The sequence below is a fragment of the Alphaproteobacteria bacterium genome (assembly GCA_026400645.1).
Taxonomy (GTDB): Bacteria; Pseudomonadota; Alphaproteobacteria; order Paracaedibacterales; family CAIULA01; genus JAPLOP01.
In genome coordinates this window covers 48,373-61,844 of the sequence record JAPLOP010000009.1, presented here as the reverse complement: position 1 = coordinate 61,844, position 13,472 = coordinate 48,373, and the positions used below count along the sequence as shown (strand labels likewise).

10 protein-coding genes are annotated in these 13,472 nt (G+C 43.1%); 2 read left to right on the top strand and 8 right to left on the bottom strand.

Going from position 1 to position 13,472, the window contains the following annotated elements:
- Positions 1-12: 12 nt before the first annotated feature.
- The gene (locus NTX76_01285; protein MCX7337902.1) at positions 13-921 is read left to right on the top strand and encodes a polysaccharide deacetylase family protein; all 909 of its coding nucleotides are present in this window, start codon (positions 13-15) and stop codon (positions 919-921) included.
- Complete coding sequence (locus NTX76_01280) at positions 918-1,328, top strand: dihydroneopterin aldolase (protein MCX7337901.1); 411 nt, start codon at positions 918-920, stop codon at positions 1,326-1,328. Before NTX76_01285 ends, NTX76_01280 begins: the two co-directional genes overlap by 4 nt.
- Positions 1,329-1,409: 81 nt before the next feature.
- Here NTX76_01280 and NTX76_01275 read toward each other — a convergent pair whose 3' ends face one another.
- The 8 genes from NTX76_01275 to NTX76_01240 all read right to left on the bottom strand — a co-directional run bounded on the left by NTX76_01275 (position 1,410) and on the right by NTX76_01240 (position 13,302).
- Positions 1,410-3,446, bottom strand: a complete 2,037-nt coding sequence (locus NTX76_01275; protein ID MCX7337900.1) for a hypothetical protein — start codon at positions 3,444-3,446, stop codon at positions 1,410-1,412.
- 363 nt (positions 3,447-3,809) lie between these two features.
- Entirely contained in the window at positions 3,810-5,273 is a 1,464-nt protein-coding gene (locus NTX76_01270) for an AMP nucleosidase (protein MCX7337899.1), read from the bottom strand.
- A gap of 36 nt (positions 5,274-5,309) precedes the next feature.
- A complete protein-coding gene (locus NTX76_01265) occupies positions 5,310-5,891 on the bottom strand; it encodes a hypothetical protein (GenBank protein MCX7337898.1) in 582 nt (193 codons plus the stop codon).
- 15 nt (positions 5,892-5,906) lie between these two features.
- On the bottom strand, positions 5,907-7,667 hold the full coding sequence (locus NTX76_01260) for an ABC transporter ATP-binding protein (GenBank protein MCX7337897.1): 1,761 nt from the start codon (positions 7,665-7,667) through the stop codon (positions 5,907-5,909).
- A 90-nt stretch (positions 7,668-7,757) separates the two neighbouring features.
- Entirely contained in the window at positions 7,758-9,053 is a 1,296-nt protein-coding gene (locus tag NTX76_01255; GenBank protein ID MCX7337896.1) for a polysaccharide deacetylase family protein, read from the bottom strand.
- 28 nt (positions 9,054-9,081) lie between these two features.
- Positions 9,082-10,248 (bottom strand): glycosyltransferase, encoded by a 1,167-nt coding sequence (locus tag NTX76_01250; protein ID MCX7337895.1) that lies wholly within the window; start codon positions 10,246-10,248, stop codon positions 9,082-9,084.
- An 80-nt stretch (positions 10,249-10,328) separates the two neighbouring features.
- Positions 10,329-11,090, bottom strand: coding sequence for an enoyl-ACP reductase FabI (fabI, locus tag NTX76_01245; GenBank protein ID MCX7337894.1), 762 nt, complete (start codon positions 11,088-11,090; stop codon positions 10,329-10,331).
- Between the two features lie 22 nt (positions 11,091-11,112).
- Positions 11,113-13,302, bottom strand: a complete 2,190-nt coding sequence (locus NTX76_01240; GenBank protein MCX7337893.1) for a cache domain-containing protein — start codon at positions 13,300-13,302, stop codon at positions 11,113-11,115.
- Positions 13,303-13,472: the final 170 nt, after the last annotated feature.

Sequence of the window (13,472 nt, the reverse complement as noted above, 5' to 3'; positions counted from 1 at the left end):
GATTGAGCTGACATGATTGAACTAGGCCTAAAAATTGACGTTGATACAGAACGGGGAACCCGCATTGGGGTTCCAAGGTTACTATCCCTGTTTAAGGATTTTGGGATTAAGGCGACTTTTCTGTTTTCCCTTGGCCCCGACAACACAGGCCGGGCCATTAAGCGGATCTTTAGGCCAGGATTTTTTGCAAAAGTCAGCCGCACAAGCGTTTTGAAAGTCTATGGCATTAGAACGCTATGTAATGGTGTGCTGTGGCCCGGACCCCATATCGCGAACAAACATGCATCCATTATGAAGCGCGCCCAAGACGAGGGTCATGAGGTTGGAATCCACTGCTACGATCATATTCGCTGGCAGGATCATCTGCATGCTATGACGACATCCGAAGTCGCCGAAGAAGTCAACAAAGCCCACCGGACATTTCTGGATGTTTTTGGTTTCAAGGCTCAAACGATGGGTGCGGCCGGATGGCAGACATCAAAACATAGCTTGGTGGCATACGATCAGCATGATTTGCTGTATGCAAGTGATGCCCGAGGAGAAAAGGCTTTTTTTCCTAGGGTTGATGATCACGTTTTTAAAACACTACAGATCCCAACCACGCTACCCACGTTGGACGAATTGATTGGCAGACCAGACTATCCAACCAATTGCCTTGTGGATCATTATCGATCCCTGATGAAGCCCCAGCAATTGAATACGTTTACCCTGCATGCGGAACTAGAGGGGATGGCCTATTTTGATTGGTTTCAATCTTTTTTGAAACGATGCCAGGTGGATACTGTTTCAATGGGACCCCTCGCTCCCATGGTGGAACAATTGTTGCGTCAAAAAGATAAAATTCCTGTATTGCCCCTGGTTCAGGGAACGGTTGATGGGCGCTCTGGATTGCTTGCGACCCATGGATCTTTGGCTAGATGAAAATCATGACCGATCAATACGAAAAAACTCCACCGGATGAAACATGGAAAATTCTGATTCGTGATTTGACCGTGCGTGCCCGCGTTGGAATTTATGCGCATGAAATGGACATAGAACAGGACCTGTTGATTAATTTAACCTGTGATTACAGGGCACCAGCGCCAAAAACCACTGGCGATCACCGCACAGATGTTTCGCAAGTTTTTTGTTATGATCAGTTGATTCAAAAAATAAAGGCAATCTTACGGCAAGATCATATTTATTTTCTCGAAACCCTGGCTCAAATGATAACCAAGGAATGTTTACGGGATCCCCGTGCGCAAGCCGTCACCGTGCGCATAGAAAAACCAGATGCCCTACCCAACACAAAATATGTTGGTGTGGAGATTCAACGATTTTCATCATAAAATTCCCACTCGCTCGGCTGAATGCTCTTGCAACAGCAATTGCCACAAAGAATACATACCCAATAAGTCGTGAAACCAGCATCAAGAAACAGAACAACAGGGGAATATCTTTGACAACAAGCCGGCTTCCCAGTGCACAAACTCCTCAATAAGCGCAGCTAATTCGCTGCTGTTCAGATTTTTGGCCTCGTTTTTAACCCACATAAGAACATCTGCTTTTGCTTCTGATGATAAATTTGCAAATCCCGTTTTTACCCAATCCAATACCTCCCTTCGTAGATTATATTGCGACGTATCAAATCGCGCCTCTATACGGTTCAGGTTTTCATAAATACCACCAATATTCGTATATTTTTTCAAATACGGGGGTATTTCAATTGTATATTCGGCTGGATCCCTGGGATTGCTGACTTTATTTCCGGCCTGTTCGGCATATAAGGTTGCCAATATGGTATCATCTGGATTTGTAAGCACAGTCATAAAGTTTCGCTGAGGGATAAAACTTCCGTGTTGCCCCGTTGTCGCATTCGACCATGGGATCATGCGTCCAAACGTATCCTGGCCGATCAAGGAATTCTCTAGGTGGGCAGCAAAAGACAACCCATAACAACCGGCCGCTGATGCCGGCACATTCCCAACAGCTGCACTGGTCAACTGAACCATAAATCTTGGGTCATCAATAAGGTGCATTTTGGCTGATGAACGAAAGAATCCAGCAGACGGCGTATGGGTATCGCCAGACATGAATGTCACGCGCAATCCCCGTGATTCCGCTATCCGTTGAAGTGTTTGAATAACATAATTTCGTTCAGCCAAATGCCATTGATTATTCCACCCATCCCCAATATCATCTGCGAAAAGCGTTGTGCCCAGCGGCGTCGAAAGACCTAGACGATCCTTTGCCACATGAAGAATACCATTCAGGACCTTTGACTTTTGATCTGGCTCGAATAATTCGATCACCTTCTGAATCTTGCCTTCTTTTGGAAAAGCAACAGGCAAACCCAACATCACAAACAAATGCTTACAATCAGCCCCTAAACTCGCTGCTTCTTTAAAAGCCATGTCCCACGATTCGGTGGACAGAGTTTCTTTTTTGTTCCGCTCTGAACGATTATCAACGGCTAGAATTGCTGTTTTTCCAAGGTTCTTTATAAAGGAATAACTGCTTTTTCCAAAATATCCCAATCCGGATGACTCCTCTGCTGTTGTGTGTTGCTGGAATAATAAAAAGAATCGCTGGGCTATTTTAAAGATTCCCTGCATCACTGGGGAATTATGAATTGCATCCGAGTATGATCCCCATCCGTTGAAAATATCATGATCGTCCCACATAAAAAGGCTTGGGTGGCTAGCAAGATAGTCCTTGAAATACAATTCATTAAAATGATTCATATATCTTTGTTTGTAATATTCGGTTACTTCATGCCTCATAGTGTCAGTAAATGGAACAGTCACAAGCTGTTCGTGATCATCTTTAAATTTTAAAAATCCATCCGCTATACTGGGCATCGTAAAAACAGCATCAAAATATCCTTGGTCCCCTCCGCCAAACTGGATGTGTGCATCATCGCCCTTATCGACAACATTTTTCCAAAAATCCTTGATCCCCCCTGTAACATCGTAATCCGCCTGATTCATGTGACCATTACAGGCATGATAAAGGATCTTTGGATTCTCTGTAAGGGCAGGAATATTAACAGAATAAGATGTTTGTGTATCGCTGATCACAGTATAGGCACCCCTGTACGATACCTCTGTTAGTAGCGGGAATTTCAATAAATATCGCCAAACAGAAATATCATCAAATGCAGTTACAAGTTTTTTCTCAACCTCCCGTCCCTTCATATCTAATAGTCTTGGGAGTGCCCTTCCTGTCTTTGATGCAATAAGGGCGCTGACATTCCATGTTTTATCGGACGTATCTCTGTTAACAAATTTCAGTATCGGCCCCATGGAAATAGCTGAATTTTGTACAAGTGGATCGATTGGCGTAAAAAGTGAAGCTTTGAGCGCTTTTTCGAAGGGTACTTGATCCAAGCTTGCCGCCGTTGCGATGGTGACTGCAAAAGCTGTGCTTGCCAACAAAGCAAGGAATGAGAATCGTTTTTTTAACACTTAAATGTTCCATGGATAGAATTGATTTAAGTATGAGTATTAACGAAAATGATTAAAAAACGATTAATATCAGAATTTTTCCGTTAGTCCATTTCAATTCGGTCAGCCTATACATCTTTAGATAGTGGACGAATTTATGGTAATGCGTGGACGAATTTATGATTATCCTTTCTAGCGTCTTTATCTAGTACCCTTTTCAATAAATCTTCATGAACTCTGGGCGATTTCTGGATTGCTTTGTCAGGGGGCGCTGCGCCCTCCGCGCAATGACGTACGGCATGGCGAGCCGACGAAGGCGACGTGACCATCCGGGAAACTCACTAATAATTTGTGAAAATGGTACAATGAGGTTTAACCTCCCCTTTACCGAAAGGGGGGTTCGTCAAATCCCCTTAACTTTCGCGAATGCAATTGGTCCACGCCACCCTCTCGCAACAGGCGAACGGCTTCCAACCCAATTTCCAAATGCTGACTGACGCGCTGACGATAAAAGGCGTTAGCCATACCCTGGAGCTTAATTTCCCCATGGATTGGTTTATCGGAAACGCACAGCAATGTGCCATAGGGTACCCGAAATCGAAAACCATTGGCAGCAACAGTTGCGGATTCCATGTCAACGGCAATCGCCCTGCTTTGGATAAAACGTTCATACAATTCGTGGGATCTTAGTTCCCAGTTGCGATTATCAGTCGTCAAAACGGTTCCTGTACGCATGTGGGATTTCAACCCCTTGATTTCCTCGCCACTGATGTTAATGACGGCCTTTTGTAGGGCAACCTGAACCTCTGCAATGGGGGGGAGTGGAATCCACGGTGGCAGATCCTGATCCAGCACATGATCCTCGCGGACATAAGCATGGGCCAACACATAATCCCCCAGAACCTGCGTCCCACGAAGGCCCGCACAATGCCCCAGCATCAACCAACAATGCGGACGCAAAACCGCCAAATGATCGGTGATTGTTTTGGCATTGCTGGGTCCAACACCGATATTGATAAACGTGATCCCCTGCCCGTCTGCACGTTTCAAATGGTACGCTGGCATTTGGGGCAGGTATTTTGGCGTCTTGATTTTTGCCTCATGTCGGTCTTCGTTTGATGCCAGAACACTATTCCCGGGGCCAATGAGTTCTGTATATCCAGAATTGGCCTTGATTTGCTTTTTGCCATAGACGATGAATTCATCGATGTATCGCTGATAGTTCGTCAGCAAAACAAAGCTTTGAAAGTGATTAATTTGGGTCGCCGTGTAATGCTGCAGACGATGCAGGGAAAAATCAACCCGCTCTGCTGCAAAAAGGGCCAAAGGTTTAATGCCGTTCGGGTTGGGTTTTGCCGTTCCATTGGGAATATTATCATCAATGCGACTAAGGTTGGGCAGCACAAACCCCTGCAGTGCATTCCACAATTGTTCCTCGTCCAGTTGTGTTGGCGTATGATCAACGACAAAAGGCAACGGAATCGAACATTGGCTTGCCCCAATTACAATGGGGGATTTGTGACGTTCCAACAACAACGACAATTGTTCGTGATAGTAACTGCCAAAAATATCCGGCTGCGTTAACGTTGATCCATATAATCCTGGTTCAAAAACAACACCAAAACTAAGGCGGGGATCTTTGCAAAGATTTTTTTGCTCAACCTTTATACCGGCAAATGGATACGTTGCCTCGATCGGAACAGACTGGTCGACGCTGCCGTCCATGATTCCTTGAAACGCTTTTTTAATACGATCGCTGCTTTGATGATAAAGCTCACCAATATAAGACACCGCCGCCGCTGCGTCGGTAAATTCTTTAGCTTTTGTGATGGGGAAATCTATAGTCATGTCACCTTTTGTTGTTATTTTAATTTGGGATAAGCGTCAAATACCGCGGCGCCTAACAAGCTCCAGTATACTCGGATCATCCTCATTAGATACACTACTATCATCTAATGAAAGATTTGCCCAGTCCCAAACATAATTTCCTGCATCAATACTAACACTATCGCCGGGATTATCTGAAAATTCTAATTCTGTCGCAAGGAATCCAGCGGATAATGCCAAATTAGGGGACCTGGCCTTTATAACGTTTGAAAATCCACCCATTAAATAGGTGATCGCAAATTCCCGTTTTGCACCAGAAACATCATTGCGATACACATACTGTACTTTTTGAATGGACACATCGGAAATATCTAATTCCTTGTCACAGGGCATTCTGTATTGCAGCCCTTCATAATTCAAAATAACGCTTTCGCTATCAGTATCCACCGCGTTTTCATAGGCTTCCCTAAACACCTCTGGCGGCGGGATAAGGCTTAGCAACCCAGACCGGTCCAATATTCTTCGAAAATTATTGCCATAATGGTCTGGGATCATTTCCCCCATCGTTCTGTCGTAACTGGATGCATGTGAATCCGTCGCCGCTAAGGCTGCCATACCTATTAAGAGATATTTTTTCATAGTAAACTCACTATTTTAAGGTTTAAAATTTTGTTCGCCCGAACATAGTTTGCGGTAATAGGTATTCTTGTGGGATAAAAGCTCGGCATGCGTCCCTTGTTCCACCAGGGATCCTTTATCAAAAACGTAAACACAATCCAGGTGATCGTTGGAATTCAAGTGATGCGTCACCATGATGCATGTGTATCCGACCGAAAGACGTTTGATGGTGTCGTTAATGGCTTCCTCTGTGATGGGATCTAGCGCCGATGTGATTTCATCGAGCAATAAAATCGCAGGCCGACGAATAATCGCCCGTGCAATGGAAATCCGCTGTTTTTGCCCTTCGGACAAACCATCCCCACCCTCTCCCAGGGCCGTATCGTAACGATCGGGCAGACCCATGATGAAATCGTGAATTTCGGCTTTCTTGGCTGCTGATTCGATTTCGTGTTGAGTTGCATCAAGCTTGCCCAATTGAATATTTTCCCCAATAGTGGCACGGAACAATATGTGTTCTTGGGGGACAAATCCAATCAGGTTGTGCAACGATTCTTTTGAAAGGGTGGTAATATCCTGCCCATCGATTAAAATTTTTCCCGTCATTGGTTCATAAAAATGCATCAACAAATTAATGATTGTGCTTTTTCCGGAACCACTTGGCCCCACAAGGGCGACTGAGCTGCCCTTTGGTATTGTGAAACTGATGGCATCAAGATTCTTTTCCTTGCCTGTATAGCTGAAACAAACACGATCAAACGTTATGCCTTGGGAAAATGTAGTGATGGCCTTTTTTTCATTCTGCTTTGTATTGTTTTTTGCCGGATCATGACTGGTTAAAAAATTTTGAAGGCGTCTGATTCCAGCAACCCCCTGGGCAAAGGCTGGGAAAAATGCAGACACCCTGTTAAAGTTCCCGATCACATCCCCCAATAACAGGTGAAAAGAAATCAAGGTGCCAACGGTGATAATTTTCTTGTAAACCATAAAGGCCCCCAAAGACAGAACCGACATTCTGATAAGGGACGCACCTATGTTTGTTGAATTTTCAATCAGACCACTTAAAAAACCGCTTTGAATCGTTGCATCGGCCACGCGCTGTGTGCAATTTTGGAATCGTTGACCAGCGTAATTTTTTAACCCAAAGGCATCGATACATTTGTGCATCACGATATTTTCATGCACCTCGGACAGAAAATTAGATTCTGTGAGTTTGACTTTATAGCTTGCCCTTAAAGCATAGGGGGCTATCTTTTTTGGGATAATGAAGACCAATGGACATAAAGCCAGGGAAAATAAAGCCAGCTTCCAATTTAAATAGTTGAGCAAAATAATATAGAACAAAAGATTCATAACGGGGTATATAATACTACTCAAAAAACTTCTATAGGCCGTTATGATTTGTTCTAAATCGGTTGAGAAATGGGCGATTAGATTTCCGGTTTTCTCGTGCTGATAGTCACTAAGGGATAGAGCTTGCAACCGCTTAAATATTTGACAGCGCAGGTCACGCAGAACATTTGCTATTAAACGAGAAAACAAATACCAGGACCCAATTCCAAGGCTGAAAACCAGAACCTCCCCACCCACCAAAAGACCGATGATTAGGGCCAGGAAGCTCCAATCATTTTTTCCGAACCCTTCGTCGATGATTAGCTTGAAACTAAGCGGGACAAATGAATAAAAAATAACATCCAAAAGAACATAGACCAATATAATTGAAACTATTTTATAGTATGGTTTCAGGTAATTTAAAAAGAATTTAATATAGGGTCTGTTTTCATTGTGCGTATTCATGGTTTTCCTTTTTATATTATCGACATCAGTCTTTGATAATTCCTGAACTTGTCATCCTCGGGTCAAGCCCGAGGATGACAATAGGGGTCTTTATGGAGAAATCACTTTTGCAACCAATTCGGGATGCAACGTAGCAAACATTGCCGATATATCGCCACCGTCCGGGTTTCCAACTAGCGTTATTTTTTCCATATCCAAATTGGGTTCCATCCGTTTCAGTTCAGTCAATGCAAATAGGATATTTTCAACACCACGTTCACATATTGGCTTATATGTTTTGTAAGCCTCGCGGTCTTTATCGCCTGGCATGGCATGTTGGATGGTGGCAACGAAATATCCCTGCTCTGCCAAAGTATGGGCGATCGACGCGTAGTCTGCGTTTGGTACTATCATTTCACGCTCAATTACAGCTACCGGAAGCGTGATAATTCCTGCCTTGGCTTTATTTTTTAGTGTCCAATCAACACAAAATTCGATTGGAACAATGCGATTGCGTTCATTATCAAAAAATATCAAGTTTTTTGCATTTATATCGGACATGTCGTCAACAGTCACAATGGGATCCTCTGTCCAATCTACAGCCTTGCCCCTTGTGAAATCCCACCGGTAAAGCCATGATGCCCCGTATGATGAACAATAATTGTCCAGGCCTAAATAGACTGGATCCTCCATGGCCCTGTCGAGGGTGACAACCGTGTAATCAAGTTCGTGAATTATTTTAAGTATATCCTCCATCACGCAGGCGTTAATTAAATTAACATGCAAAAGAAAAGTGTGTTTAATGTTGCGCCCAAAGATTTTTATTGATGCTGCTTTATAAAAAGCAAATTTTGCCCTTGTATGCTCCAAGTATAGGGCGATAATTTTTTCTTTATCCTGTGGGTCACGAAGGAGCTGCGCATTAAACATCCAATCATCTGTGTTGATGGTAATTGGTGCAATGATGTATCCGTTGTCCGTTAAAAAAGTTTCGATAGCAGAACGCATCACTTTATTGCGCCCCGTATCAAGAAAGGGATGTCTAAAGTACCGATATTTCATACCCGCATCAGTCATCAGTTTTTTGGAAACGTCCCCGCCCCTAATAATATCTTCTTTAAATTCATCAACAGACGTGCCGCTCAATCCCGGATGGGAATACGTATGGTTGCCAAGATGTTGCCCATGATCAACCCACGATTTTAAAATGGCAAGATTATCCTTTGCCTCACCCTCGGTATGGATCCATCCTTCATTAACAAATCCAATGGCAGGAGCCTGAAATTTTTTTAGGGCTTGCAGGATTTGCCCATTAATAACACGTTGGGTTTCGGCAAATTCAAATTTCTCCCCCGGAAGGTCATCAAAAGTAATGGCGATTTCGTTGGTATTGGTGGTATTTTTCATAGCTGTTATGTCCTTGTCTTTATTATTATCAATTTGTTATTCCCTTCCAAACATCCGCATAAATTCTCGCCCGATCGCAATCACCCCAGGTTTTGGCACCAAATCTCCCTTTTTGACTCCATGACCGACAAGAAAGGTGTCTGAACGTACGCGCACCATCAAGTAAAAGCAGCAATCGCGTATCAGGATCAGACAAAGCCGCAAAAAAAGTCGTAATAACCAACGGCCACGTTAACACGACAATTGTTTGGTACAATTCGGTATTGCATGCAAATTTTTGGGAGAGTTGGTCATTCGCCATATGCCTTGACAGCAGTTCTTTGTCATCCAGCATTGAACATATCGACCCCAAAATCTTGGCCCCCGGATTTGCCGCAACCACGGCATGACAAACCGCGGCAAAATGCGCCTGAAAATAATTTCCGTGCATCACGTAATCAAAATTCTGAATCAACCGTGATGTATTGCTGCGCAGCGTCCACCCAATATCCGAATAAATCCCACCAATCTTGTGTACGATTTGCAACCGCACCACATCGCACGCAAAAGCGAACAAATTTTGATTCATGTAAGCATCAAATACGCGTCTGCCGGGTTCTGACAATAATTCATCCGTATGATGAACCTCTAGCTTTATCCCGGCCCGTTTTAGGGTGGCAAACGTTCCCGCCAATTTTTCGGGACAGTTGGTCCAAAAAAAATGTTTATAATCAGGTAAATTCAAATAGGTCTGCTTCAGTCCCCTAATCACTTTTCGTGGAACATCATAAGGATCGGTTGGATTTGTCAACCAAACCTTGTGCGTGATATGGGGGATTCGGTCTGCAGCGTCTCTGGTTTCAGGCAGGGGCAAAAGCTTGATCGCTTTTTCCCGCAGAGCTTTCATTTTTGCATTCGCTTCATCCATGCCCATATTGAATTCAGTTTTCAAAAACTGTTCTTGGGCGGCTTTTTCTGCCAGGGCCCATTTTATCAAATCCCCTGATTCTTTATTGCGCTTTTTCGGATTAGAAAAAAACTCCTCCTTTAAGCATTCTAATTGATCGGATATTTCTGTACTGGATACATCCGGTACCATTTTATAGCCCGCCAAATAGGACCGATAAAACTCCTCATTCGACAAACCTGGTAAAATGGAATGTTCCTCCCTTTCAAAGCTTACGCGCGTGACAGGCATTGAAACAGGTGAATTCATTTCTTGCTCCCTAAATTCAGGGAATTTTTCGTTCTTTAGCACAGAAATAACCTTTCGTTTTTTAGTTTTTATGCAATTCCCTAGCCAACAATGTGATACCCGGAATCGATATGCAGGGTGGATCCGGTGATTGCCCGCCCTTCGTCACTGATTAAATAGGCGGCAAAAGACCCGACATCCTCTATGGTTGCCATTTGAATGGGGGACTTGGCCTTTGTTTGACTTAGCAAATCGCCAAATTGATTAAGGCCAGACGCAGCCCGCGTGTGAATAGGCCCGGGGGACAAAGCATTAACCCGAATGTTATAGTCGCCCAATTCCACAGCAAGGTACCGAGTAACCGATTCTAATGCAGATTTTACGGGCCCCATCAAATTGTAATTGGCGATGGCTTTTTCGGCGCCATAATAGCTCATGCACAGTAAGCTGCCCCCGTTGTCTTGCATTAATGGCAGGGCGAGTTTTGCCATTTTTATAAACGAATAACAGGAAACAAACATCGCATCGCTAAACCCCGCACTACTGCAATCGACAAGGCGCCCCAACAAGTCAGCCTTTGGGGCATAGGCTATGGAATGGATCAGAAAATCAAGCTTTCCCCATTGTTCTGTAATAGTTTCGAAAACTCTTTCCAGGCTCCCCTCCTCCTCCACATTGCAGGGTAAAATAATCTTGGCGGAAAGCGCCTCCGCCAATGGGCGAACATGGGGATCTGCCTTTTCATTAAGATACGTTATGGCCAATTCAGCGCCTGCAGCGTTGGCCACCTTTGCGCATCCATAAGCAATACTAAGGTTGTTCGCGATGCCAATGATCAGGCCGCGTTTTCCGTTAAGTTTCATAATTTATGCTCCTTTATTAATGTTATTTTTCTATAATATGGTTGCTTCCATCCCAATCGGGTGGTGGCGGATCTTGGATACATTCAATGCACCGCCCTATGTAAAGACTAACGGACAAATCACCGGGGCGTATATTTTTGTCAATATCCATAAATTCATTTAAGGCCTCCCTCCATTGTCTGGTCACATACAAAGTGTAAGCTTTTTCAAACAACCTTACAAATTCCTGGGTTTGTTCTGTTGGGATAATAGCTGCGGGGTCATCGTTTTTTTGGCCCAATAATTCATAGATCTTGATGGATTTCGATTTTCCCTTGACGGCAACTTTATCCAAAATACGTGTGAAAAATTGATCCCCGACCTTGTCAAAAACACTGCCGCTAATAATGATGTTTGTCCCATAGAGTTTATTGAGCCCCTCTAAACGCGAACACAAATTCACGCTGTCCCCGATCGCCGTGTAATTCATACGTTCGGAGGATCCAATATTTCCGATAATAACCTCCCCCGTATGGATGCCAATCCGCGTTTTAAAGACAGGCTTTCCTTCGGCCTCCCAGGCTTTGTTCAATGCCTCAAGGCGGCCACAACACAAAACAGCTGATTGACATGCATTAAAGTCATGATTCCGATCGGGGATGGGCGCTCCCCAAAATGCCATAATGGAATCCCCGATATACTTATCAATCGTCCCATCATTTTTAGTGATAATTTTTTCAAGCTCCTCGAAATAGGCTGACAACTGAAGAACTAATTTTTCTGCCGGAACATTTTCAGAAACTGTTGTAAATCCAACAATATCGGAAAAGAAAAGCGTCACTTCTTTTTCTTTGCCACCAACATGAATGGCATGCTTTTGATTTAAAAGTTTCTTAACAAGAGTTCGCGGAACGTAATACGAGAATGCCTGAATGCTTGTTCTCATGGCGCCAATCGCATCAGACAATGCCTGAATTTCAATAATTTTGGATTCGACCGGATTTTTGACATCAAATTTTAGATCTTTGATTTTATTCGCTTCATCGGAGAGTTGCATAATGGGGCCAGAAATTCGCCTAGCCAAACGATAGGAGAAAACCAACCTTACCAGAATGATAAAAAACAACAGACAGCACATATGATAGTGCCTATTGGTTATCTCTGCTGTGAAATCATCAAGCGGGACAATTGAAACTATTTGCCATTTATTTCCATTACCAAGATTTTTCGGGACATCGTCAAATACAGAAATATAGGAAATATTTTGATGACTAAAGAAAACGACCTCTTCTTTTGTTTCTTTTGCTTTATAGAGCAGGTAGGCTTCTTTCAATGGATATTCTTGCGAATTATTAATGTTAGGTAATTGGTAATGGCCATCCGAGGGCGCAATATTGGATACATCGCATGAACTGGCAATAATCCGATCTTGGCTGTCAATGATGTATGTTTTTGCCCCTGGACTCATCTTTGCGGTGGATAAAAGGGATGAAAGGCTGCTTAGGGTCACATCAATCCCAAAGACACCCTTGGTATTTTTAGTTGAATCGGAAACAATCTTAACAACCGAAAGACCAACTTCTTTAGGGGCTGACGCAAAAACATAGACATCAGTCCAGAATAGATCGGGTGTTTTGAGGGCTTTACTATACCAATCCCTGCTTCGGTGGTCGTAAGATGTTTTGTGTGCAGCAACAGGCACCGTGAATGTATTATCTGACTTCAGAAAACGCCATTTCTCGTCTACCTGTTCTGCGGAATTTTGACCTAAATGGGAAATTTCCAGGACAAAACTTTCTGAATGATCGGGAACTGCACCGCCCAAACCCTTAAATACAGAGGAATCCTTTATCAATCTTAGGCTTGCAACTTCCAAGAAATATCCATTTTGCATACCATAATAAATGGATGCTATCTGGGGATGCCCATGTGCAGAGGCAAGCAAAGACAGTGTCAGTGCGTTATCGGGTACCCCGGTTTCACTATCCAATTTCTCCAGCAAAGGAATATAGATGTTAACAAGTGTTTCAGCATTGCTTAATATATATTTTATTTTCTTATTAAGTGTTTTTGATAAAAGCTGAATATGATCCTGTGTTTGACTTATAACAAGGGAATCATAAAAATTATGGTTAAACGATACAATGAACAACGATATCACGATAAAATAGGGTACCGTTCCCAATATAAGGGCTGCATAAATAGTGCGCTTAAATTGGAATTTTTTGAACATTGTGCCTTTTTCGGATTGACGAGTCTACTTTCCAATCTAAAGAAATAGTGTTAAAAAATTATTAATAATTTATCCAAATTTTGTGGCTTGTCGTTTATCCCCTAAAATTGTAGGCAAAAAATTCCTATCGTTAACGATTTCTTCATAGGTTCAGCTTTAAGGTTAAGGTA

Bases quoted from the DNA above. Each gene is read 5' to 3' on its own strand.
- NTX76_01250 (MCX7337895.1), bottom strand. From the start codon at position 10,248: ATGAATTCACCTGTTTCAATGCCTGTCACGCGCGTAAGCTTTGAAAGG.
- NTX76_01285 (MCX7337902.1), top strand. From the start codon at position 13: ATGATTGAACTAGGCCTAAAAATTGACGTTGATACAGAACGGGGAACC.
- NTX76_01280 (MCX7337901.1), top strand. From the start codon at position 918: ATGAAAATCATGACCGATCAATACGAAAAAACTCCACCGGATGAAACA.
- NTX76_01255 (MCX7337896.1), bottom strand. From the start codon at position 9,053: ATGAAAAATACCACCAATACCAACGAAATCGCCATTACTTTTGATGAC.
- NTX76_01260 (MCX7337897.1), bottom strand. From the start codon at position 7,667: ATGAATACGCACAATGAAAACAGACCCTATATTAAATTCTTTTTAAAT.
- NTX76_01270 (MCX7337899.1), bottom strand. From the start codon at position 5,273: ATGACTATAGATTTCCCCATCACAAAAGCTAAAGAATTTACCGACGCA.
- NTX76_01240 (MCX7337893.1), bottom strand. From the start codon at position 13,302: ATGTTCAAAAAATTCCAATTTAAGCGCACTATTTATGCAGCCCTTATA.
- fabI (MCX7337894.1), bottom strand. From the start codon at position 11,090: ATGAAACTTAACGGAAAACGCGGCCTGATCATTGGCATCGCGAACAAC.
- NTX76_01265 (MCX7337898.1), bottom strand. From the start codon at position 5,891: ATGAAAAAATATCTCTTAATAGGTATGGCAGCCTTAGCGGCGACGGAT.